We start from the raw sequence: 21,493 nt of genomic DNA on the forward strand, positions 1-21,493 counted from the left end.
CGAAGCCGGGGACGATCTTACTTCGGATAAAGCGGCGGCAACCCACTATCCCCAACCGGATCCTGCACCCGCTCCGCCGTCGGAATCGTCCGGATCGCCCGCCACAAATCCTCACCCTGCCAATGCTGCCCGGTCTCGCTGTACAGCGCGCCGTTCAAACCATCGAGCGCATCCGACAGCGGCACAAACCGCGCCGCCATGTCCGCCAGTGTTTCCGGCTGCTGACGGGCCCAGGCGTCGAGGGCCTGGCGGGTGGCGTGGGGGTCGTTGGCCTGGCTGGCGCGTTTGATGTCGTCGAGCAGGGTGCGCGGGCTCGGGCCGGTTTGGGCGGCGCGCAGGATTGCCGGTTGCCAGCGGGCACGCCACCAGAGGCCGAAGCCGAGCAGGGTGGTGCAGGCGAAAACGAACGTGCTGAGCTTCCACCACCACAAGGCTTCGCTGTCGGCGACGCTGAGCGGTTGCGCGTTGCCTGCCGGGGTGTCGACTTGCAGGCTCGGGTTGTTCGCCACCTGCAGGGTGCGCGCCGGCAGGCTGGTGTGTTCCAGGTGATCTTCGAAGGTGTTCCACCAGACCACGTCCACCGTTGGCAACTCGATCGAGCCGCTGCGGCTCGGCACCAGCGCTTCGCGTTCTTCGCGGCTGCCGATCAGGCCGCGATCGCTGCTCTGGTTGTTCAGCACCGGTTGGTCCGGGTAGCGGCGCAGGCCGTTGGCTTCGGTGGCGGGCAGGGCGGGCAGTTGCGAACTGGCCAGGCCTTCGACCTTGAGGGTCAGGCTGCGGGTCAGGGAGTCGCCGACCTGAGTGTGATCCGGCTCCGGGTTCCAGCTTTCGCTCAAGCTCAGGCTGCGGGCCGGCAGCCACGGCGCATCGCTGGGGTAGGTCATCGGTTTGGGTTTGACCGTCAGCGAAGTCGCGGCGGAGCTGATGTGCATCAGTTTGCCCGGTTTCGGCCCCTGCGCCGTGGCGTCCTGCGAGGGCTGGGTATCGACCAGTGTGGCGCTGAAGGTTTGCGGGGCGATGCTCAGCAATCCACTGTGCTGCGGATAGATCGCATAGCGCATCTCGATCACGCCATGGCGCACGCCGTTGATGTCTTTTTCGTAGGTGCGCATGTCGCCCAGTTGCTCGATGCGCGCATCGGCGATCTGCAATGGCGTCAGGCTGCTGTCGTCGTACAGCGACACCGAATGGTAGATGCGCAACGTCAGGATGGCCTGGGCCTGCACGTAAACGCTGGTCTGGTCGAGGCTGGCTTCGATGAACACCGGTTCGCGGGCATTGTTTTCTTCGCGGGTGTCGCTCTCGATCACTTGCACGGTGATCGGCTGGCTCTCGACGTCGCCCAGTTTCAGCGGCGGGATTTCAACGCTGCCGTTCTGCTTGGGCAGCAATGTGATGATCCAGCGCGTGGTGGCGCGGTTGTCATCGTTGAGGGTGTTCAACTGGTTGACCTGACGCGTGCCGCGCACTTCGAACAGCGGCTCCAGCGGGCTCAGGTCCGGTTTGCCGAACTGCGTGACATCGTTGGATTCGAGGGTGAGTTCCACCGTCTCGCCGGAGTTCAGGCGACTGCGATCCACACTGGCCGCCAGCTCGGCCGCCTGGGCGGTGGCCGTGCAGATCAGCAGGGGCAGCAAGAGAGCGGTGAAACGGGTCATCGAATGTTTTCCTGATCCTGATGTTGTTGCTGTTCGTACCAGAATTTGCGTCGCAGCAGTTCGCCCGGATCATCCGGGATCTTGCCCAGCCATTGTTCCAGCGCCTGCTGTTGCTCGCCTTCGAGTGTGTCCTCATTGGGGCGCAGCAGCGGCGGGGTGTTGTGTTCCTCGCCCGGTTCGCTGTCCGGCAGCTCGTTGGCACCCGGCAGCGGCGGGGTGGTCGGTGGCGGTTCGCTGGCGGATTCGCCGGTCTGCGGCTCGCTGTGCGTTTCGCTTTTGACCGCTGGTGGTGGTGCGGTCTGTGGCGGTGGTTCATCGCCCGGTATGTTTGGCTGCGCCGGTTTGTCTTGCGGTTCGGCCGGCGGCGGGGCGTTTTTCTGTTTCAGCAGGTTTTCCACCAGCGCCTTGTTGGTCAGCGCCGGACGCAGATCCGGCTGACGTTCCAGGGCCTGTTCGTAGGCATCCAGCGCCGCTTCCAGCTCGCCGCTTCTGGCCAGGGCATTGCCACGATTGTAGTGGGCGTGGGCGTCATTGCCCTCGGCGAAACGCTGAGCGGCGCCACTGTAGTCGCCGGCCTCGTACAACGCCACCCCTTGCCATTGCGGATCTTCGAAATGCTTCGCCGCTTCGGCCGGGCGCTTCTGTTTGAGCAGATGCAGGCCTTGCTGATCGGGACGCAGCCACAGGTCTTCGAAGTCGAAGGCGTAGCTCTGTTGCGGCAATGCCAGCAGCAGCGGCAGGCAGAACAGCCAGCCACGCCGCCCGGCGCACGCGGCGAGCAACAACAGCGGCAACAGCAGCCAGTAACCCTGATCGGCCCAGGTGTCGAGGCGCACGGTCTGGCCATCGTCGCGCAGGCTGCGCGGGCCATCGAGCAGGCCGAGGTCGCCCAGATCGGATTCATCCAGCCGTGCGCTGCGGTACTCGCCGCCGACCGCGTTGAGGAATGCGCCGAGGCCTACGCTGTCGAGTTGCGGCACGCGGATTGCGCCCTGGGCATCCTTGAGGAAGCTGCCGTCTTCCTGAGCAATCGGCGCGCCCTCGGCGGTGCCGACACCGAGCATCAACAACTGCGCCGATTGGCCACTGAGTGCATGGCGAATGCCTTGGCGTTCTTCTTCCGACAGCGAAGAGCCGATCAGCAGAATACGCCCCTGACCCAACGCACCCTGCTTGAGCAGCGCCAGCGCCTTGCTCACCGCCAGATCGGCGCGATGGCCGCTTTCCGGCATCAGCGAAGGCTTGAGCGCGTCGAGCAGGTTGCGGCTGGTCGCCAGGTCATCCGACAGCGGCACCAGCGTATGGGCGCTGCCGGCGTAAACGACGATGGCGGTCTGGGCGTCGCTGCGCACCTGCAACAGGTCGAACAGCTTGCGTCGGGCCTGTTCCAGTCGCGTTGGTGGCGAATCGGTGGCGAGCATTTCCGGGGTCAGCTCCAGCACCACCACCAACGGATCGGCGGGTTTCTGGCTGGTCTGTTCGACCCGTTCCCAACTCGGCCCGAGCAACGCCAGAATCGTCAGCAGCCAAGCCACGCTCAGGGCGACCCACGGCAACTTGCTGTCACGACCGCTGCCGCCACTGAGCAACGTGGCGTGGAAGGCCGGCGGCAGGATCATCTGCCAGCGACCCGCGCGCTTCTGCCGGTGCCAGAGCTGCCAGATCAGCCAGCCGAGCAACGGCAGCAGCAACAGCCACCAGGGACGGAACCAGTGCGGCCACAGGGCGATCATCGGCGCCTCCGCAAACGCAGGCGCTTGAGGCGCTCGCGCCAGTCAGGCAGGGGGCTTTGCAGATACAGCTCCTTGGTGAACAGCCGTTGCAGCGGGTTGTCCGGCCACAACACGCGGGCCACCAGCAAAATGCTCAGCAGCAGCGCGAATGCCAGCGGCCATTGATACAACGCCTGCGCCGGGCGGGCCTGGGTCGGTTGCTGAGTCACCGGTTCGAGCTGATCGAGGGTGTCTTTGATCGCTTGCAACTGCTTACCGTCGCGGGCGCGGAAGTAACGCCCGCCGGTGACCTCGGCGATGGCCTTGAGTGCTGGTTCGTCGAGATCGAGGGTCGGGTTGCCGCCGAGCAACGCCGTGGCGCCGCTTTCTTCGGGATCGGCGCCGATGCCGATCGGGTAGATTTTCACGCCTTCGCTGGCGGCCAGTTTTGCGGCGGTCAGCGGGTCGATTTCGCCGCCATTGTTCGCGCCGTCGGTGACCAGAATCAACACCCGGCTCTGGGCCGGACGCATGCGCAGGCGCTTCAGGGCCAGACCGATGGCGTCACCAATCGCAGTGTTTTTGCCGGCGATGCCGATCCGCGCCTCATCGAGCCAGACCCGAACGGTGCGCCGGTCAAACGTCAGGGGTGCTTGCAGATAAGCCTGGCTGCCAAACAGGATCAGGCCGACCCGGTCGCCGTCGCGGCTTTCGAGAAAATCACCGAGCAAATGCTGAACCAGCGACAGGCGACTGACGTCTTCGTCGTTCCATTGCATGTCCGGGAAATCCATCGAGCCGGACACGTCCACGGCCACCAGCAGATCACGACCGCTGGCGGCAATCGGCAGCGGTTCGCCGAGCCATTGCGGGCGTGCGGCGGCGGTCAGCAACATCAGCCACAACAACAGAAACGGCGCCTGTTGGCGCCAGGCCGGCAGGTTGGCGCGGGCGCGACGGCGGGCGAGACCTTCGAGGTCGCCCAGGAAGCTCACTTTCAACGCCGGCTCGCCGCTGTCGGCCACCGGCAGCAAGAGGCGCATCAGCCACGGCAGCGGCAACAGCAGAAAGATCCACGGCCAGGCGAACTCAAACATGTTTGCGGATCCAGGTGTCGACTGCCTGGGTCAGGCCGGCGATGGCTTTGTCGTCGAGTTTGCACTCGGGTTTGTAGGCGCCTTCGACAAGCACCATCCAGCGGGTCAGGCCGGCGGCGGGGCAACGGTTGTCGAGAAACGCCAGCCATTTGCGACCGTTGAGGGTATGACTCTGGCTGTAGGGGTAGTGGTTGCGGCACAGGCGCTTGAGCAGGCCGTTGAGCTGCTGCAGCCAGGCGCCGGCCGGGGCGCCGTCGTAGGGTTTGGGCATCTGCGCCAGTTCGGCGAGTGCAGCGATGCGCACCGGGTCGAGCGGCAGTTCGGCGCGCACGACCGGTTTTTTCTTGATCGGAATGAAACGCCGCAGCCGCCAGACCGCAAACCCGATCACCGGCAACAGCAAAAGCAGCAGCCACCAGCCCGGTGCCGGCGGCCAGAAGGCGATCGGTGGCGGGGAGATCAGCGGCTGCAGTTGTTCGAGGCCGTTCATCGACCTTTCCCCGGACGTTGCGGGTTAAGGAACTCGCGCATTTGCTCGACCATTTCGCTCTGAGTGCTCAGCGGCATCAGCAGCACGCGCAGCTTCTGCGCGAGCAATTCCCAGCGAGCGATCCGCGCCTCGGCCTGGGCGCGGTAGGTCTGGCGCAGATCGAAGTTCAGGGTGTCGAGTTCCAGCTGCGCGCCGCGCTCGGCGAACCTCAGCAGTCCGGCGGCGGGCAGGGCGTGATCCAGCGGATCGGACAGCGGCAGCATCAACAGGTCGCAATGGCGCGACAGCAGGCTCAATTGCTGCTCGGCGCTGTCGGACAGTGCGCGCTCGTCGCAGATCACGATCACCAGACTGCCCGGTCGCAGCACCTCGCGGGCCCGGCGCAACGCTACGCCAAATGCATCGCGATCCGGCTCCCGCTCGCTGTGCAGCGACTGGTTGACCTTCACCAGCCGGTTGAGCAGCTGCAACAGGCTTTGCTTGCTGCGCCGTGGTTTGATTTCGTAATGCTCGTTATCGCCGAACACCAGCCCGCCAACCCGGTCGTTGTGGCCCAGCGCCGCCCAGCCGATCAGTGCCGCAGCCTGCGCCGCGAGCACCGATTTAAACATCAGCCCGGAGCCGAAAAACAGCCGCGTGCTTTGCTCGACCATGATGAAAATCGGCCGTTCGCGTTCTTCATGGAACAGCTTGGTGTGCGGTTCCTGAGTCCGTGCCGTCACGCGCCAGTCGATGGTGCGCACGTCGTCGCCGGCCTGATAGACCCGCACCTGATCGAAGTCGACGCCGCGACCACGGAATTTCGAGTGATGCAGGCCGATCAACGGGCTGCGCTGGCTCGGCGTGGAAAACAGCTGCACTTCGCGCACGCGGTGACGCATCTCGATCAGCTCGGCGAGGCTGATGCGGATGCCCGGTTCGGACGGCAGGGAGGCGTTCATCGAGGTCAAGCGACGGCTACGACGTCGAGAATCCGTTGCACCACCCGATCCTGGTCGATACCAGCGGCTTCGGCCTCGAACGACAGAATGATGCGGTGACGCAACACGTCGAACAGCACCGCCTGGATGTCTTCCGGGCTGACGAAGTCGCGACCGGCCAGCCAGGCGTGGGCGCGGGCGCAGCGGTCGAGGGCAATGGAGCCACGCGGACTGGCGCCGTAGGCGATCCACTCGGCCATTTCCGGGTCGAACTTGGCCGGGTTGCGCGTGGCCATGACCAGTTGCACCAGGTATTCCTCCACGGCGTCCGCCATGTACAGCCCGAGGATTTCCTTGCGCGCGGCGAAGATCGCCTGCTGGCTGACCCGGCGTTCGGGCTTGGTTTCGCCGTTGAGGGCTTCGCCCCGGGCCTGTTGCAGGATCCGGCGTTCGACGGCCGCGTCCGGGAAACCCATTTTCACGTGCATCAGGAAGCGGTCGAGCTGGGCTTCGGGCAACGGATAGGTGCCTTCCTGCTCGATCGGGTTCTGCGTGGCCATCACCAGGAACAGCGGCGACAACTCGTAAGTGCTGCGCCCGACACTGACCTGACGTTCGGCCATGGCTTCGAGCAAGGCTGATTGCACCTTGGCCGGGGCGCGATTGATTTCGTCCGCCAGCACCAGGTTGTGGAAGATCGGCCCTTGCTGGAACACGAAACTGCCGGTTTCCGGGCGATAGATCTCGGTGCCAGTGATGTCGGCCGGCAGCAGGTCCGGAGTGAACTGGATGCGATGGAACTGGGCTTCGATGCCCTCGGCGAGCTCTTTGATCGCTTTGGTCTTGGCCAGACCCGGAGCGCCCTCGACCAGCATGTGGCCGTCGGCGAGCAGGGCGATGAGCAAGCGCTCGATGAGTTTTTCCTGGCCGAGAATCTGCGTTGAAAGAAAGGTTCGCAGCGCCAGCAGCGCTTCACGATGTTCCATCGATGACTGTTCCTGGAAAGGGTGGCCACAGGCGTTCGGATAACGCCGGGGCTGGGGGCGTTACTTTAATCCATCGCAGGGGGTGGCGACTAACGGCATTTTGCGCAAAGTGCGCGAAATGACCGGGGCAATTGTTGGAATTTTTGTAGGGCGGGGGAGGTGCGGTGTTCTTTCGGGCCCTATCGCGAGCAGGCTCGCTCCCACAGTGACCGCGTTCTGTCAGTAAGACACGGTCCACTGTGGGAGCGAGCCTGCTCGCGATTGGGCCAGTGCAGACGCCATTAAACTTCGCTAATGAAGGTCCCGGTGCCATCAAGAATGTTCTTCAGGGTTTCCTCGACCTCGGCCAGATCGACCATGTCCGGGTTGAAGGTGATTTCCAGCACATCATCCCCGTTTAAAGCATCGGCATCTGCCGCCGCGATTTCGATCTTCAGCAGTGTCCTGGTCAGCGTGACCTTGACGCCATCGAGCGTGGACGGCTCGCCATCCAGGGTGATCTCCAGCTCATCCTCGTCCGGGTAACGGCTCATCAGGAACATGTCGCCCTTGTCGCTGTGGCAGCAGAGCATGGCCATGTTGTCTTCTTCGTCGTCGCACGGGTTGACGATCAAAAGGGCGGTGGTCATTTGCATGGGGAATTCCTGCCTCGGCGGGCGTGTTGGTCGCAATTGGGCGCGATTCTGCCAGCCCCCGGGAATTTCTGCATGTGAGAGTGTCAGAGGATGTGTCGTGAACGCGACACAGGTCAATGGTCATTCCTGGCACGCCTGTACCGTAAAAACGGGGATTCAGACCGGCGTTCCGCCCCATGAATGCTAGTGTTTACCGATGCGCGGGCCTTGGTTTACGTGCCAATGACCGAATATGTCGCAGCACCGCAAGCAGACACATTGTCGCACCCATTAAGCTGCGCAACGGATGAGCACCCGTAAAGGCATTGCCAGGGCCCCGCGAGCGGCGCCAGACAGTCGTTTTTGCAGATGCCCATTCATGGAAGGTGAATGTGACCTGAGTGTCTCGTCCAGCTTCACCCACCTGTCACCCTGTTTCCTCTGCCCGAGAATCAGGAACAGGGCGACGGAACGCCCCGAAAGGGGTTTTGCACGCGACGCTTTCCATCAATAACAAGCCCAAGCGGAGTACCACAGATGGCGTTCTTCACCGCAGCCAGCAAAGCCGACTTCCAGCACCAACTGCAAGCGGCACTGGCGCAGCACATCAGTGAACAGGCACTGCCACAAGTGGCGCTGTTCGCTGAACAATTCTTCGGCATCATTTCCCTGGACGAGCTGACCCAACGTCGCCTCTCCGACCTCGCTGGCTGTACTCTTTCTGCGTGGCGCCTGCTTGAGCGCTTCGATCACGCGCAACCGCAAGTGCGCGTCTACAACCCCGATTACGAACGTCACGGCTGGCAGTCGACCCACACCGCGGTCGAAGTGCTGCACCATGACTTGCCGTTCCTGGTGGACTCGGTGCGTACCGAGCTGAACCGTCGCGGCTACAGCATCCACACCCTGCAGACCACCGTGCTGAGCGTGCGTCGTGGCAGCAAGGGCGAGTTGCTGGAAATCCTGCCAAAAGGCACCACCGGCGAAGGCGTGCTGCACGAGTCGCTGATGTACCTGGAAATCGACCGCTGCGCCAACGCGGCCGAATTGAATGTGCTGTCCAAGGAACTGGAACAGGTCCTGGGTGAAGTCCGCGTCGCGGTCGCCGATTTCGAGCCGATGAAGGCCAAGGTGCAGGAAATCCTCACCAAGCTCGATAACAGCGCATTCGCCGTCGATGCCGACGAAAAGAACGAAATCAAGAGCTTCCTGGAATGGCTGGTGGGCAACCACTTCACCTTCCTTGGTTACGAAGAGTTCACCGTTGTCGATCAGGCCGATGGTGGCCATATCGAATACGACCAGAACTCCTTCCTCGGCTTGACCAAGATGCTGCGCACCGGTCTGACCAACGAAGACCGCCACATCGAAGACTATGCCGTGAACTACCTGCGCGAACCGACACTGCTGTCGTTCGCCAAGGCCGCGCATCCGAGCCGCGTGCACCGTCCGGCCTACCCGGACTACGTGTCGATTCGCGAAATCGATGCCGACGGCAAAGTGATCAAGGAACACCGCTTCATGGGCCTGTACACCTCTTCGGTGTATGGCGAAAGCGTGCGTGTCATTCCGTTCATCCGCCGCAAGGTCGAGGAAATCGAGCGCCGTTCCGGCTTCCAGTCCAAGGCTCACCTGGGCAAGGAACTGGCACAGGTTCTGGAAGTGCTGCCGCGTGACGACCTGTTCCAGACTCCGGTCGACGAACTGTTCAGCACCGTGATGTCGATCGTGCAGATTCAGGAACGCAACAAGATCCGCGTGTTCCTGCGCAAAGACCCGTACGGTCGTTTCTGCTACTGCCTGGCCTACGTGCCGCGTGACATCTACTCCACCGAAGTTCGCCAGAAGATCCAGCAAGTGCTGATGGAGCGCCTGAAAGCTTCCGACTGCGAATTCTGGACGTTCTTCTCCGAGTCCGTGCTGGCCCGCGTGCAACTGATCCTGCGCGTCGACCCGAAAAACCGCATCGACATCGACCCGCTGCAACTGGAAAACGAAGTGATCCAGGCCTGCCGCAGCTGGCAGGACGACTACGCTGCACTGACCGTCGAAACCTTCGGCGAAGCCAACGGCACCAACGTGCTGGCCGACTTCCCGAAAGGCTTCCCGGCCGGCTACCGCGAGCGTTTCGCTGCGCATTCGGCCGTGGTCGACATGCAGCACTTGCTCAATCTGAGCGAGAAGAAGCCGCTGGCCATGAGCTTCTACCAGCCGCTGGCCTCCGGCCCACGCGAGCTGCACTGCAAGCTGTATCACGCCGATACCCCGCTGGCCCTGTCCGACGTACTGCCGATCCTGGAAAACCTCGGCCTGCGCGTGCTCGGTGAATTCCCGTACCGTCTGCGTCACACCAACGGCCGCGAGTTCTGGATTCACGACTTCGCGTTCACCGCCGCCGAAGGCCTGGAACTGGACATCCAGCAACTCAACGACACCCTGCAGGACGCGTTCGTCCACATCGTCCGTGGCGATGCCGAGAACGATGCGTTCAACCGTCTGGTGCTGACCGCCGGCCTGCCATGGCGCGACGTTGCGCTGCTGCGTGCCTACGCCCGTTACCTGAAGCAGATCCGCCTGGGCTTCGACCTCGGTTACATCGCCAGCACCCTGAACAACCACACCGACATCGCTCGTGAACTGACCCGGTTGTTCAAGACCCGTTTCTATCTGGCCCGCAAGCTGGGCAGCGATGATCTGGACGACAAGCAACAACGTCTGGAACAGGCGATCCTGACAGCGCTGGACGACGTTCAGGTCCTCAACGAAGACCGCATCCTGCGTCGTTACCTGGACCTGATCAAAGCGACCCTGCGCACCAACTTCTACCAGACCGACGCCAACGGCCAGAACAAGTCGTACTTCAGCTTCAAGTTCAACCCGCACTTGATCCCTGAGCTGCCGAAACCGGTGCCGAAGTTCGAAATCTTCGTTTACTCGCCACGGGTCGAAGGCGTGCACCTGCGCTTCGGCAACGTCGCTCGTGGTGGTCTGCGCTGGTCCGACCGCGAAGAAGACTTCCGTACCGAAGTCCTCGGCCTGGTAAAAGCCCAGCAAGTGAAGAACTCGGTCATCGTGCCAGTAGGTGCGAAGGGCGGCTTCCTGCCGCGTCGCCTGCCACTGGGCGGCAGCCGTGACGAGATTGCGGCCGAGGGCATCGCCTGCTACCGCATCTTCATCTCGGGCCTGTTGGACATCACCGACAACCTGAAGGACGGCAAACTGGTACCGCCGGCCAACGTCGTGCGGCATGACGACGATGACCCGTACCTGGTGGTCGCGGCGGACAAGGGCACTGCAACCTTCTCCGACATCGCCAACGGCATTGCCATCGATTACGGCTTCTGGCTGGGTGACGCGTTCGCGTCCGGTGGTTCGGCCGGTTACGACCACAAGAAAATGGGCATCACCGCCAAGGGCGCGTGGGTCGGCGTACAGCGCCACTTCCGCGAGCGCGGCATCAATGTCCAGGAAGACAGCATCACGGTGGTCGGCGTGGGTGACATGGCCGGTGACGTGTTCGGTAACGGCCTGCTGATGTCCGACAAGCTGCAACTGGTTGCCGCGTTCAACCACATGCACATCTTCATCGATCCGAATCCGGATCCGGCCACCAGCTTCGCCGAGCGTCAACGCATGTTCGACCTGCCGCGTTCGGCCTGGTCCGACTACGACACCAGCATCATGTCCGAAGGCGGCGGCATCTTCTCGCGCAGCGCGAAGAGCATCGCCATCTCGCCACAGATGAAAGAGCGCTTCGACATCCAGGCCGACAAGCTGACCCCGACCGAACTGCTGAATGCCTTGCTCAAGGCACCGGTGGATCTGCTGTGGAACGGCGGTATCGGTACTTACGTCAAAGCCAGCACCGAAAGCCACGCCGATGTCGGCGACAAGGCCAACGATGCGCTGCGCGTGAACGGCAACGAACTGCGCTGCAAAGTGGTGGGCGAGGGCGGTAACCTCGGCATGACCCAACTGGGTCGTGTGGAATTCGGTCTCAATGGCGGCGGTTCCAACACCGACTTCATCGACAACGCCGGTGGCGTGGACTGCTCCGACCACGAAGTGAACATCAAGATCCTGCTGAACGAAGTGGTTCAGGCCGGCGACATGACCGACAAGCAACGCAACCAGTTGCTGGCGAGCATGACCGACGAAGTCGGTGGTCTGGTGCTGGGCAACAACTACAAGCAGACTCAGGCCCTGTCCCTGGCGGCCCGCCGTGCTTACGCGCGGATCGCCGAGTACAAGCGTCTGATGAGCGACCTGGAAGGCCGTGGCAAGCTGGATCGCGCCATCGAGTTCCTGCCGACCGAAGAGCAACTGGCCGAACGCGTTGCCGAAGGCCATGGCCTGACGCGTCCAGAGCTGTCGGTGCTGATCTCGTACAGCAAGATCGACCTCAAGGAGCAGCTGCTGGGCTCCCTGGTGCCGGACGACGATTACCTGACCCGCGACATGGAAACGGCGTTCCCGCCGACCCTGGTCAGCAAGTTCTCCGAAGCCATGCGTCGTCACCGCCTGAAGCGCGAGATCGTCAGCACCCAGATCGCCAACGATCTGGTCAACCACATGGGCATCACCTTCGTTCAGCGGCTCAAAGAGTCGACCGGCATGACCCCGGCGAACGTGGCCGGCGCTTACGTGATCGTGCGCGACATCTTCCACCTCCCGCACTGGTTCCGTCAGATCGAAGCGCTGGACTACCAGGTTTCCGCTGACGTGCAGCTGGAGCTGATGGACGAGCTGATGCGCCTGGGCCGTCGCGCCACGCGCTGGTTCCTGCGTGCCCGCCGCAACGAGCAGAACGCTGCCCGTGACGTCGCGCATTTCGGTCCGCACCTCAAAGAGCTGGGCCTGAAGCTGGACGAACTGTTGAGCGGCGAAATCCGAGAAAACTGGCAGGCGCGCTATCAGGCGTACGTCGCCGCTGGTGTACCGGAACTGCTGGCGCGTATGGTGGCGGGTACTACCCACCTCTACACGCTGCTGCCGATCATCGAAGCCGCCGACGTGACCGGTCAGGATCCAGCCGAAGTGGCCAAGGCGTACTTCGCCGTGGGCAGCGCGCTGGACATCACCTGGTACATTTCGCAGATCAGCGCCTTGCCGGTTGAAAACAACTGGCAGGCCCTGGCCCGTGAAGCGTTCCGCGACGACGTCGACTGGCAGCAACGCGCGATCACCATCGCCGTTCTGCAAGCGGGCGGCGGTAACCTGGACGTCGAAGAGCGTCTGGCGCTGTGGATGGCGCAACACGACGCGATGATCCAGCGCTGGCGCGCCATGCTGGTGGAAATCCGTGCCGCCAGCGGCACCGACTACGCCATGTACGCGGTGGCCAACCGTGAGCTGAACGACGTGGCGCTGAGCGGTCAGGCGGTCGTGCCTGCTGCGGCGACGGCGGAGCTTGAGCTTGCTTGAGTAACCGTTGAATGAAAAAGCCCCTGCATTGTGAGATGCTGGGGCTTTTTTTTGCCTGATGGTTTTCTCGTTACTGCAAGTTATGTCCTTGTTTGTTATCAAGCATCGACACTTTATCTGCCGGCTTGGTCAGCAAATTACTGAGCGACTGGTCAAACTTCTGCAACGCCCGAACCTGAACTTCCTGTTGCTGATTAATATCCGCAATAATCTCCTCTGAACGCTTGAAGTCCGCCCAGACCGGCGTCAATTCTTTTGCCTCAGACCCCTTGGCCGTCCCGATATAGTTGAACTTCCCATCATAAAAATCCGCACTCACATCCGCCTTGATGTTCGAACTGCGCGACGTAATCAACTGGCTGTGCGTGTCGACGATCGCCATCACATCCGGGTTGGCCGCGCGCAGGCTTTGCATGTCCGGGTACACCGTGACCGAGCCGAACTGGCGTTGCAGCGAGGCTTTCACCCAATCCACCGCCATGTCCGGTTTTGAAGTGGCGACGTAGGCGTCATGGATCGGCTGCACCAGCAGGCTCTGGCCGAAACCGGTGCCGGCGTTGGCCTGGTAGTTGCGCAAATAGTCGCGGTTGGCCTGGGTGCTTGGGCTGTAGATGACACCCAGCGAGATACCGGGACCGCTTTTGACCTGGGTGGCGCTGCTGCGTCCCACCGGTTGGTTGAACAGCGTATCGAGGGAGGAAACCGCTTTCGGAGCGGTTGGAACAGAACAGGCTGACACGGCTAAAACCGATATCGCCAGAGTACTGGCAAATGCAAGTTTCATGGTGAGTCTCCCGTGAAGCAACTTCAGTCGGAAAGTCAGAGGTGTCGAGGTTGATCAAATTGAACCGGCGACAGTTGCCTCAGACTACTCCCGCCAAACTGAAAACAACCTGACAATTTGCTGAATGACTGTCATGCAATAGTTTTATTGGCTGTAAGCCTTCTTGATTAATTGCCGCGAGAAATAAAAAAGGCGCAAATCAAAAATTTCCGCCTTTCATTTATGGCTGGTTAAACAACCATCAGTTTTTCAATGGGATCAGCACTTGCTCGTCCGGCGAGAGCACCATGAACACCAGCAACTTGGCCGGTTTGCTCTTGCTGGCATTTTTCGAGATCAAATGCTCGGAACCGGCCGGCTCGTACCAGTACTGGCCTTTCTTGTAGGTGATCGGTTGCTCACCTTTGACCTGGGAAACGATCTCGCCTTCGAGCACGTAGGCCATGGCGGTGCCGTCGTGTTTGTGGGCGATCGAGGACTGGCCGGGTTTGTAATCGACTTCGATCATCATGGCTTTTTTGCCCGGGACGTTTTTCAGCATCTGGTCCTGCAGCACCGAGATTTTCTCGGACGGGGAATCGGTACCGTGGGCCAGTGCCGAAGCGCTGATGGTGAGGGCCAGAGCGGCGAGCGGGGCGGCAAGCAAGTGCAGGATTTTCATGGTGATCACCTGATGAAGTGGGGGAGTCGGTGATCACAGTAGTCCGCGTGCCGGGGTATTCAAACGGCCAATATTCGGGAAGTTCGGGTGACCAATCTGGGGGATATCAGCGCATTCAAATACGCCATCGCTGGCTTGCCAGCGATGGCGTCAGTAAGTCAAACGATAGGAAAGCTATTGAAATCCACGCTATTGGCCAGACGACTGTCGATCAAGTCAATAAACCCCTGAGCCTCAGGCCGGTTGAAATGCGCCTGCATCGCCGCTTCCGACTGCCAGCGGGCGCTGACCGTCCAGCGGTGGCTGTCCTCGGGGCAGCGGTCGACCATGTAGGAATCGCAGCCCGGCGTCTGGCGCAGGGTTTCGACGATCTTCTGCAACTGCTTGCCCAGCTCCTCCGATCGGCCGGCGGCAGCCTGCACCTGTACGGTGTTGATCACTTCGTTGGACATTGCTCACACTCCTGAATCAGGCCGGACGAATCCTGCTCACTGAGGGATAACGCTTGTGCAGAATAGGCCTGCACCCCCGGATCACCAATAACCAATCGGCGGTTAATCGTTTAGGCCAATTTAACCAACGACCTGTTGCAGTATGTCGCGCAGGCGGTCCAGCGCGATGTCGATGTCCAGCGTCTCGATGGCGCCGAAACCGAAGTACATCCCGCTTCTGGCCGGCTGCTGGTAATAGAAGCCATCGATGGCGTACAGCCCGACTTCGACCTTTTTCGCCAGTTCGATCACCAGCGGCAAGTCGATCGGCACCTTGCAGAACACCGCCATGTGAAACCCCGCGCTGGGCGGCACGGCTTCCAGCCACGGCGACAGGTCGGTGGCCATGCGCGCCAGAATCCGCTCGCGGCGCTGGGCATAAATGGTATGGCAGCGGCGGATGTGCTTGAGCAGACAGCCTTCGGCGATGAACTTGGCAAGCGCCCATTGGGGCAGGGTAGAGGCGTGCAGATCGGTGAGCTGCTTGGCGCGGATCACCGCTTCGAGGATCGCCGGCGGCAGGATCGCGTAGCCGAGCCGCAGCTCTGGCAGCAGGGTTTTCGAGAAGGTGCCGACGTAGGCGACGATGCCGCGCTGATCGAGGTTGTGCAGCGAATCGGTCGGGCGGCCCTCGTAGCGGAACTCGCTGTCATAGTCGTCCTCGATGATGATCGCGCCGAGCTCATGGGCCCGTTCCAGCAGGGCTTCGCGCCGCGCCTGGCTCATCGGCATGCCCAGCGGGAACTGGTGCGACGGCGTCACGTAGATCAGCCGCGTGCCCTCGGGAATCCGCTCGACCTGAATGCCCTCGGCATCCACCGGCACGCCGACCACCGTCGCCCCGTGAGTGCCGAACAGCAGCCGCGCCGGCGGGTAGCCGGGATCTTCCATCGCCACCAGACTGCCGGGGCGAATCAGCACGCGGGTGATCAGGTCCAGCGCCTGTTGCGCGCCGTTGCAGACCACGATGTCCTCGTCCTGACAATTCACGCCACGGGAAAACGCGATGTGCCGGGCAATCGCATTGCGCAGCGCCGGCAGGCCTTCCGGCACGCTGTAGAAACCTTTGGAATTGGCCATCTGCCGCAGCGCGTGAGAGACGCAGCGGCGCCAGTCATCCTGGGGAAACTGGCCCTTGCTGGTGGCGCCGCCGATGAAGTCGTAGCGCAGCGAGCCTTCAAGCGTTGGATGCCGCAGGAACACCGGCAGATTGCGCCAGCTCTCGATTACTTCAGAACTGGCCAGTTCGCAATGGCTTTGTTTGCGCTGCACCGGCGTCGAACGGGCGTTGACGTAAGTGCCTTTGCCGATCACGCCGGTGAGGAAATTCTCGTAGGTGAGTTGCGCGTAGGTGTCGGAAATGGTCTTGCGCGAGATCCCCAACTGCTCGGCGAGCAAACGGCTGGGCGGCAACTGGGTGCCGGCGGCTAGGCGCCCGGATTCAATGGCGCCGCGCAGTTGCTGGTACAACTGACCGGCCAGATCCTTGCGGCCATTGATCACGACATGCAGTTCCATACCGACGGGGCGCTCCGGGTGATTGAGTGTGCCGGCCAGATTACTCCCGTTTGTTTACGGGGCAGTAGTTGCGTAGAGCAAAAATATCGAATTGGTCACTTACCCTTGTGGGAGCGGGCTTGCTGCGGAAGGCTGCGTGTCAGGCAACAAAAAATCGACTGGCACACCGCCTTCGCGAGCAAGCCCGCTCCCACAGGTGTCGTGTTTGGCTCGGGGGAAATGGTCTGCCATTTTTTCGTGGAATTGGGGCTGTAACGTTGCCCAACCAGCGCCTACCGTGAAATCACTCTTCTGCTGCCCGAGGCCCGCCCATGTCCCCGCGTCTGGATTACTACAGTGCATCGCCCAAAGCCATGAAAGCGATGATTGGCCTGGAAGCGCTGACCAGCAACCTGAGCATCGAACCGTCGCTGCTGCACCTGATCAAGATCCGCGCCTCGCAACTCAACGGCTGCGCGTTCTGCACCGACATGCATTCGGTTGAGGCGCGACGGGCCGGGGAGACGGATCGACGCTTGTACGCCATCGCAGTCTGGCGCGACAGCGGCTTCTTCAACCTGCGCGAGCGTGCGGCGCTGGCCTGGACCGAGGCGGTGACGCTGCTGGCGGATAGCCGGGTGCCTGACGATGTTTACCAGCAGGCGCGGGAACAGTTCAACGAGACGGAACTGGTGGACCTGACCATGGCCGTCAGCACCATCAACAGCTGGAATCGTCTGGCGGTGAGCTTCCGCCAGATCCCCAGCGACTGATCACTTGCCCAGCAGCGGTGAAGCGCCGGTATTCACGGGCGGCCGCTGCGGTTTCACCGACGTGCCAAACGTGTTGCCCATCCGCGTACTGGTGGCCGCCGGCGTCGCCAGCCCCACCTGATTCGGCGGGCGCTTGTTGACCGGTACATTCATCGCTTCCTGATTCTTCTGCGCAGCCGCCGCGCCGTCGGGGTTATTACCCATCTGCTGGCTCAGGCAGTCGTAATTCGGCGCCTTGTAGCCACCCACCGTCACCTCGACGCAGCCCAGCGGCTGCTCCGCGTGCGCACCGCCCAACACCGTCAGCAACAACCCGCCGAAGACGACTTTCCAGACTGATTTCATGCCTGCCTCCTGGCCGGCCCGAAGGGGCCGCTCTAGCTCCAGAGTCTAGTGCAACGGCGGCGCCGATCCCGTGATGGTTTTTTTGCAGTGGCCGTCACACCAGATTCATAAACAGCCCTCAGGATGACGGTTTTCAGGAATACATCAGCCGTGCAGCGAGGCCGTGCCAGGGAGGATGTTGTGCGCTCAGCGCTCATGCGCCAGCTCTGTCTGGGGCTGCTGCTTGGCTTGTTTCTGAGCCGCGCAGGTGCCGACCCGGTGCCGGCGACGTTGCGCATGACGCTGCACATCCCGGCCCAGGAACTGGCCCGCGCCCTCGAACAGTTCAGCCGCGCCACCGGCATGGCGGTGCTGGTCGACAGCCAGTTGAGTCGCGGTCGACGCTCGTTGGCAGTGGAAGGCGAATTCACTGCTGCCGAAGCATTGCGCCGGATGCTCGGCGGCAGCGGCTTGATGGCCAAGTACAGCCGCGACGACGCGTTCACCTTGCAGGTTGCGCAAGTCGAGGAAGTGCCGATGCCGGCGGAGAAACCGACCCCCGCCAGCGCAGCGGTCAACCGTAGTTACGCCACGGCGGTGCAGGCCGCGATTGAACGCAACCTGTGCCGTTCGCCGCTGACCCGGCCCGGCAGTTTTCGCGCGGTGTTGCAACTGTGGATCGGCCGCGACGGCGTGGTGCAGCACAACCGGTTGGTCACCTCGACCGGCGATGTTCGGCGCGATGCAGCGCTAGTAGACAGTTTTCACACGCTCAAGATCGACCGGCCCACACCCGGCGCATTGCGCCAGCCAGTCACGTTGCTGTTGTTACCCGAATCGTCAGGAAAGCGCATGGAATGCACACAATGGGAAGGAGTTTCCGGGGGATGAAAGACGCCGGACAAAGTTCGATGGTCCAGCTGTTCCTGACGTCCTACGAGGACTTTCGGGTGCGCCTGCGACGCCGTCTCGGCTCGGAGGACCTGGCCAACGACGTGCTGCACGAAACCTACCTGCGGGTCGACCGCATGGAAACGCCGCCTAACCTGCTGCGCCCCAACGCCTACCTCTATCGCATGGCCCTGAACATCGCTGCCGACCGCCGCCAGGCCGATGCGCGATTGCTCACCGGCAGTGAAGTCGAAGAACTGCTGCAAGTCAGCGACGAAGCGCTGGACCCGATGCGCGTCGTGGGCGGGCAAAAGGAAATCCAGTCCCTGCTAAGCGCCCTTTACGAACTGCCGGCCCGGCGCCGCCGGATCTTCATCGCCGCACGGCTGGAAGAAGCGCCGCACCTGGAAATCTCCCAGCGTTTTGGCATCTCCACGCGCATGGTCGAAAAGGAAATTAAGGCTGCCCTCGGACACTGCGCGGCCAAACTGGAAAGAAAAGTGTTTCAGCGGTTCGGTCGCGGGGCCGGAAAACCGTCTAGTGAATGAAGCTCCCGATCAACCCGTCGAGTACCTGCGCGTTTGAACATCTTCCGTCTGACACCTGCCGAGCCCACGCCTGCCGAGCGTCTGCAAAGCGAAGCCCGCGACTGGCTGATCCTGCTGACCTCCGGCCGCGCCACGGTCGCCGACGCCCGAGCGCTGCGCCAGTGGTGCGCGCAAAGCCCCGAACACGCCCGCGCCTTCGAAGAGTGCAAGGCGTTGTGGCACCTGCTGCAACCGGCGGCGGAAGCGACGCAGGCACCACGCCGATTCGGACGCCGGGCGTTTCTCGGCGGCGCGATTGCCGCGTCGGCGGCGTTCCTGTTGGTGCGCGGCACGATACCGGGCGGGTTCTCCGGGCTCGGTGCCGATTACATCACCGAGGTCGGCCAGCAACGCCGGGTCGAACCGGCCGATGGTTTGAGCCTGGAACTGAACACCCAGACCCGCATCAACCAGCGTTCGGTGGATGAGGGCGTGCAAGGCTTTGAACTGGTCAGCGGCGAAGTCGAAGTGCAGACCGCGCGGTTGCCGATGGCGATGCAGGCCGGGGGCGGTTGGTTGCGGGCGAGCAGGGCGCGGTTCAACTTGCGTAACCTCGATCAACAGGTGTGCGTGACATGCCTGGATGGCGCGGTGGATGTGGAAGTTGAAGGCCGCAGCCTTCGCCTGGAGCCGGGCCAGCAATTGACCTATGACGCGCAACAGGTCGGCACCGTGCAAAGCGTCGACACCGCAGTGGTGATGAACTGGCGGCAGCAGGTGTTGGTGTTCAACGGTGCGACGCTGAGCCAGATGATCGACGAGATCAACCGCTACCGCCCAGGCATGTTGCTGCTGCTCAACCGCGAACTCGGCCAGCGCCGCGTGCAGGCGCGTTTCTCCCTCGATCAACTGGCCGGCGTCGGCGCACTGATCCGCGACGCCTACGGCGTCAAATGCACCGAGTTGCCGGGCGGCGTAGTCGTCCTCAGCTAACTACACAACACCCACAAACACCCTAAAACCCTGTGGGAGCCAGCCTGCTGGCGATGAGGCCAGCACATCCGACATCTCATTGCCTGACCCACCGCATCGCCAGCAGGCTGGCTCCCACAAAGTTCAACGGTGACGGCCGCTACTGCAACGGCCCCATCACCTGCCGATACTTCTCCACCCCCTGCGGCGTCTCCCGAGTCAACCGCACCTCCAACCCCAACGGATCCTCCCGCCGATTCCCGCTCAACTGCCGCCACCCCTTATCCATCTCCCAAACCCGCACCTGCAAATCACTCACCTCACCCAACACCGCCACCCCAGCCGTAGGCGCCGGCAACGGATACCGACTACGCGCCGGCGCCACCGCGCGATACAACGTGTCCCCCTTGAGCCACCAGCGCACCCGCTGCAACGCCCCCGGCTGATCCGCCGCGCTACGAATGATGTCCAGCCGAAACCCCTTGCTGTCACTGCTGCGCACCGTAACGGCTGGCGGCGCCGTCGCCGGTTCATCCTCAGCGCCGACCTTCTTCGGCTCCGTCAGCTCGATCCCGGCGCGCATCTCCACATCCCGCTGCATCTGATTCAACGCCCGCAACAGGCTGTCGCTCTGCTCACCACTGGCCTGCAAATGGCTGTCGGCGCGGGTGACACTGTCCAGCCCCTTCCAGGCAATCAGACTGACCACCGCCATCAGCAGAATCGCGACCATCACCTCGATCAGCGTAAAACCTTGTTGTTTGTTCATTGCACGCTAATCCGGCCCGAAGCATCGCGCAGCACACTCAACCGATTGAGCCCGTCAGACAGCGTCAACTGCAGCGGCGGATTGATCCACTCCGCGTTCAGCACCACTTTCTGCTTGGGCTCCACCCGCACCTCCAGCTTCGGACTCTGCCAGGGACGCGGCCGCAACTGCGGGTCCTGATCGAAATGATCAAACCCCTTGCCACTGTCACTGCGCCGACTGAACCGAAACCCCTTGCCATCGCTCAACCACGCAATCGGCCGGCCATCGGCGCGGGCCTCAGCCTGGGCAATCTGCAGCAACTGCGCCACGCGCTCGGCGTCCTTGCGCAGCAACTGCAACGGATCGGGCTTGATACTCAAACTGATCGCCGCACTGGCGATGCCGATGATCACCAACACCACCATCAACTCGATCAGCGTAAAACCCTGCTGCCTGCACCGGTTCATCGAATGCGCACTCCCTTGCGTCCAGCCCCGTCCCAAAAAACCATCCTGCACGGCCAACATGTAAGGCGTGTGAAATAAAACCGTGAGAATTGCCGCGTAGTCTGGTCACCGGGACTAAAAGGAGATTCAGCCCATGAGATACACCGCACGCTTTTCCCCCCCCCAAATCATCCAGGCCGCCGCACTGCTGACCGCCCTGGTCGGCATCGCCACCTGGTCATCCCTGCTCCTGACCACCGCCGAATCCCACACCCCGGCGGCTACGCCGCAATTGCTCGCGGCGCGTAGTGATAATCCTGCGTTGCAGTGGTTTTCCAATCGCACGGCGCCGGTGGAGATCAAGGTCAGTGGGGTGATGGCGGGGAGTCGGGGGGCGGTGGCGATACTCAGCCTCAACGACGGACCGCCGAGGAGCTTTTTGCAGGGGGAGCGGTTGAGTCCTGGGGTGAAGTTG

The 21,493-nt window shown here is 62.4% G+C and carries 20 protein-coding genes; 6 read left to right on the forward strand and 14 right to left on the reverse strand.

Translation table 11 applies throughout. The annotated features are described in order from the left end of the window. Positions 1 to 17: 17 nt before the first annotated feature. The 7 genes from L6D74_RS28965 to L6D74_RS28995 form a co-directional block, all read right to left on the reverse strand. Entirely contained in the window at positions 18 to 1,658 is a 1,641-nt protein-coding gene (locus L6D74_RS28965) for a BatD family protein (RefSeq protein WP_236191517.1), read from the reverse strand. Then, positions 1,655 to 3,391, reverse strand: coding sequence for a vWA domain-containing protein (locus tag L6D74_RS28970; RefSeq protein WP_236191519.1), 1,737 nt, complete (start codon positions 3,389 to 3,391; stop codon positions 1,655 to 1,657). Before L6D74_RS28970 ends, L6D74_RS28965 begins: the two co-directional genes overlap by 4 nt. Next, the gene (locus tag L6D74_RS28975; RefSeq protein WP_236191520.1) at positions 3,388 to 4,467 is read right to left on the reverse strand and encodes a vWA domain-containing protein; all 1,080 of its coding nucleotides are present in this window, start codon (positions 4,465 to 4,467) and stop codon (positions 3,388 to 3,390) included. Before L6D74_RS28975 ends, L6D74_RS28970 begins: the two co-directional genes overlap by 4 nt. Then, positions 4,460 to 4,957, reverse strand: coding sequence for a DUF4381 domain-containing protein (locus tag L6D74_RS28980; protein WP_039766825.1), 498 nt, complete (start codon positions 4,955 to 4,957; stop codon positions 4,460 to 4,462). Before L6D74_RS28980 ends, L6D74_RS28975 begins: the two co-directional genes overlap by 8 nt. Next, on the reverse strand, positions 4,954 to 5,898 hold the full coding sequence (locus L6D74_RS28985; protein WP_007959332.1) for a DUF58 domain-containing protein: 945 nt from the start codon (positions 5,896 to 5,898) through the stop codon (positions 4,954 to 4,956). The genes L6D74_RS28980 and L6D74_RS28985 overlap by 4 nt, the downstream gene beginning before the upstream one ends. A 5-nt stretch (positions 5,899 to 5,903) precedes the next feature. Then, the gene (locus L6D74_RS28990) at positions 5,904 to 6,863 is read right to left on the reverse strand and encodes an AAA family ATPase (protein ID WP_011334589.1); all 960 of its coding nucleotides are present in this window, start codon (positions 6,861 to 6,863) and stop codon (positions 5,904 to 5,906) included. A 281-nt stretch (positions 6,864 to 7,144) separates the two neighbouring features. Then, entirely contained in the window at positions 7,145 to 7,498 is a 354-nt protein-coding gene (locus L6D74_RS28995) for a hypothetical protein (RefSeq protein ID WP_085648449.1), read from the reverse strand. Between the two features lie 516 nt (positions 7,499 to 8,014). Between L6D74_RS28995 and L6D74_RS29000 the strand changes: the two genes are divergently transcribed. After that, positions 8,015 to 12,901, forward strand: coding sequence for an NAD-glutamate dehydrogenase (locus L6D74_RS29000; protein ID WP_221397512.1), 4,887 nt, complete (start codon positions 8,015 to 8,017; stop codon positions 12,899 to 12,901). A gap of 70 nt (positions 12,902 to 12,971) precedes the next feature. Here L6D74_RS29000 and L6D74_RS29005 read toward each other — a convergent pair whose 3' ends face one another. From L6D74_RS29005 to pdxR, 4 genes are all read right to left on the reverse strand, one after another. Beyond that, positions 12,972 to 13,685 carry an ATPase gene (locus L6D74_RS29005; protein WP_236191522.1) on the reverse strand — a complete coding sequence of 238 codons (714 nt, stop codon included), beginning with the start codon at positions 13,683 to 13,685 and terminating at the stop codon, positions 12,972 to 12,974. A gap of 241 nt (positions 13,686 to 13,926) precedes the next feature. Continuing rightward, positions 13,927 to 14,346 carry a cupin domain-containing protein gene (locus L6D74_RS29010; protein ID WP_236191523.1) on the reverse strand — a complete coding sequence of 140 codons (420 nt, stop codon included), beginning with the start codon at positions 14,344 to 14,346 and terminating at the stop codon, positions 13,927 to 13,929. A gap of 158 nt (positions 14,347 to 14,504) precedes the next feature. Beyond that, positions 14,505 to 14,798, reverse strand: coding sequence for a putative quinol monooxygenase (locus tag L6D74_RS29015; RefSeq protein ID WP_039773274.1), 294 nt, complete (start codon positions 14,796 to 14,798; stop codon positions 14,505 to 14,507). Positions 14,799 to 14,918: 120 nt separating this feature from the next. Further along, on the reverse strand, positions 14,919 to 16,355 hold the full coding sequence (gene pdxR, locus L6D74_RS29020; RefSeq protein ID WP_236191524.1) for a MocR-like pyridoxine biosynthesis transcription factor PdxR: 1,437 nt from the start codon (positions 16,353 to 16,355) through the stop codon (positions 14,919 to 14,921). Positions 16,356 to 16,666: 311 nt separating this feature from the next. Between pdxR and L6D74_RS29025 the strand changes: the two genes are divergently transcribed. Further along, the gene (locus L6D74_RS29025; protein WP_236191527.1) at positions 16,667 to 17,107 is read left to right on the forward strand and encodes a carboxymuconolactone decarboxylase family protein; all 441 of its coding nucleotides are present in this window, start codon (positions 16,667 to 16,669) and stop codon (positions 17,105 to 17,107) included. Here L6D74_RS29025 and L6D74_RS29030 read toward each other — a convergent pair whose 3' ends face one another. Continuing rightward, a complete protein-coding gene (locus tag L6D74_RS29030; RefSeq protein WP_085648453.1) occupies positions 17,108 to 17,452 on the reverse strand; it encodes a hypothetical protein in 345 nt (114 codons plus the stop codon). It abuts the gene before it with no gap. Between the two features lie 195 nt (positions 17,453 to 17,647). Here L6D74_RS29030 and L6D74_RS29035 point away from each other — a divergent pair, with 195 nt between their 5' ends. The 3 genes from L6D74_RS29035 to L6D74_RS29045 are packed head-to-tail and all read left to right on the forward strand — an operon-like array spanning position 17,648 to position 19,842. Beyond that, positions 17,648 to 18,322, forward strand: a complete 675-nt coding sequence (locus tag L6D74_RS29035) for an STN domain-containing protein (RefSeq protein ID WP_236191535.1) — start codon at positions 17,648 to 17,650, stop codon at positions 18,320 to 18,322. Then, on the forward strand, positions 18,319 to 18,870 hold the full coding sequence (locus L6D74_RS29040) for an RNA polymerase sigma factor (protein ID WP_064597192.1): 552 nt from the start codon (positions 18,319 to 18,321) through the stop codon (positions 18,868 to 18,870). The genes L6D74_RS29035 and L6D74_RS29040 overlap by 4 nt, the downstream gene beginning before the upstream one ends. A 33-nt stretch (positions 18,871 to 18,903) precedes the next feature. After that, positions 18,904 to 19,842, forward strand: a complete 939-nt coding sequence (locus tag L6D74_RS29045; RefSeq protein ID WP_236191529.1) for a FecR family protein — start codon at positions 18,904 to 18,906, stop codon at positions 19,840 to 19,842. A 139-nt stretch (positions 19,843 to 19,981) separates the two neighbouring features. On the opposite strand, the gene L6D74_RS29050 is transcribed toward L6D74_RS29045, so the two are convergent. Together L6D74_RS29050 and gspH are read right to left on the reverse strand one after the other, a co-directional pair. Further along, positions 19,982 to 20,590 (reverse strand): prepilin-type N-terminal cleavage/methylation domain-containing protein, encoded by a 609-nt coding sequence (locus L6D74_RS29050; protein WP_236191531.1) that lies wholly within the window; start codon positions 20,588 to 20,590, stop codon positions 19,982 to 19,984. After that, on the reverse strand, positions 20,587 to 21,039 hold the full coding sequence (gene gspH, locus L6D74_RS29055; protein WP_192551879.1) for a type II secretion system minor pseudopilin GspH: 453 nt from the start codon (positions 21,037 to 21,039) through the stop codon (positions 20,587 to 20,589). Before gspH ends, L6D74_RS29050 begins: the two co-directional genes overlap by 4 nt. A gap of 133 nt (positions 21,040 to 21,172) precedes the next feature. Between gspH and L6D74_RS29060 the strand changes: the two genes are divergently transcribed. After that, the coding region (locus L6D74_RS29060) for a general secretion pathway protein GspC (protein ID WP_236191533.1) at positions 21,173 to 21,493 on the forward strand (321 nt) is incomplete at its 3' end.

The sequence above is a fragment of the Pseudomonas pharyngis genome (genome assembly GCF_021602345.1).
Lineage (GTDB): Bacteria > Pseudomonadota > Gammaproteobacteria > Pseudomonadales > Pseudomonadaceae > Aquipseudomonas > Aquipseudomonas pharyngis.

What these genes read in the sequence shown, in the direction of transcription:
- L6D74_RS28980 (WP_039766825.1), bottom strand. Translation starts at nt 4,957, where the DNA reads ATGAACGGCCTCGAACAACTGCAGCCGCTGATCTCCCCGCCACCGATC.
- pdxR (WP_236191524.1), bottom strand. Translation starts at nt 16,355, where the DNA reads ATGGAACTGCATGTCGTGATCAATGGCCGCAAGGATCTGGCCGGTCAG.
- L6D74_RS29030 (WP_085648453.1), bottom strand. Translation starts at nt 17,452, where the DNA reads ATGAAATCAGTCTGGAAAGTCGTCTTCGGCGGGTTGTTGCTGACGGTG.
- L6D74_RS28970 (WP_236191519.1), bottom strand. Translation starts at nt 3,391, where the DNA reads ATGATCGCCCTGTGGCCGCACTGGTTCCGTCCCTGGTGGCTGTTGCTG.
- L6D74_RS29035 (WP_236191535.1), top strand. Translation starts at nt 17,648, where the DNA reads ATGCGCCAGCTCTGTCTGGGGCTGCTGCTTGGCTTGTTTCTGAGCCGC.
- L6D74_RS28965 (WP_236191517.1), bottom strand. Translation starts at nt 1,658, where the DNA reads ATGACCCGTTTCACCGCTCTCTTGCTGCCCCTGCTGATCTGCACGGCC.
- L6D74_RS28985 (WP_007959332.1), bottom strand. Translation starts at nt 5,898, where the DNA reads ATGAACGCCTCCCTGCCGTCCGAACCGGGCATCCGCATCAGCCTCGCC.
- L6D74_RS29010 (WP_236191523.1), bottom strand. Translation starts at nt 14,346, where the DNA reads ATGAAAATCCTGCACTTGCTTGCCGCCCCGCTCGCCGCTCTGGCCCTC.
- L6D74_RS29050 (WP_236191531.1), bottom strand. Translation starts at nt 20,590, where the DNA reads ATGAACAAACAACAAGGTTTTACGCTGATCGAGGTGATGGTCGCGATT.
- L6D74_RS29000 (WP_221397512.1), top strand. Translation starts at nt 8,015, where the DNA reads ATGGCGTTCTTCACCGCAGCCAGCAAAGCCGACTTCCAGCACCAACTG.
- L6D74_RS28975 (WP_236191520.1), bottom strand. Translation starts at nt 4,467, where the DNA reads ATGTTTGAGTTCGCCTGGCCGTGGATCTTTCTGCTGTTGCCGCTGCCG.
- gspH (WP_192551879.1), bottom strand. Translation starts at nt 21,039, where the DNA reads ATGAACCGGTGCAGGCAGCAGGGTTTTACGCTGATCGAGTTGATGGTG.
- L6D74_RS28995 (WP_085648449.1), bottom strand. Translation starts at nt 7,498, where the DNA reads ATGCAAATGACCACCGCCCTTTTGATCGTCAACCCGTGCGACGACGAA.
- L6D74_RS28990 (WP_011334589.1), bottom strand. Translation starts at nt 6,863, where the DNA reads ATGGAACATCGTGAAGCGCTGCTGGCGCTGCGAACCTTTCTTTCAACG.
- L6D74_RS29040 (WP_064597192.1), top strand. Translation starts at nt 18,319, where the DNA reads ATGAAAGACGCCGGACAAAGTTCGATGGTCCAGCTGTTCCTGACGTCC.
- L6D74_RS29025 (WP_236191527.1), top strand. Translation starts at nt 16,667, where the DNA reads ATGTCCCCGCGTCTGGATTACTACAGTGCATCGCCCAAAGCCATGAAA.
- L6D74_RS29005 (WP_236191522.1), bottom strand. Translation starts at nt 13,685, where the DNA reads ATGAAACTTGCATTTGCCAGTACTCTGGCGATATCGGTTTTAGCCGTG.
- L6D74_RS29015 (WP_039773274.1), bottom strand. Translation starts at nt 14,798, where the DNA reads ATGTCCAACGAAGTGATCAACACCGTACAGGTGCAGGCTGCCGCCGGC.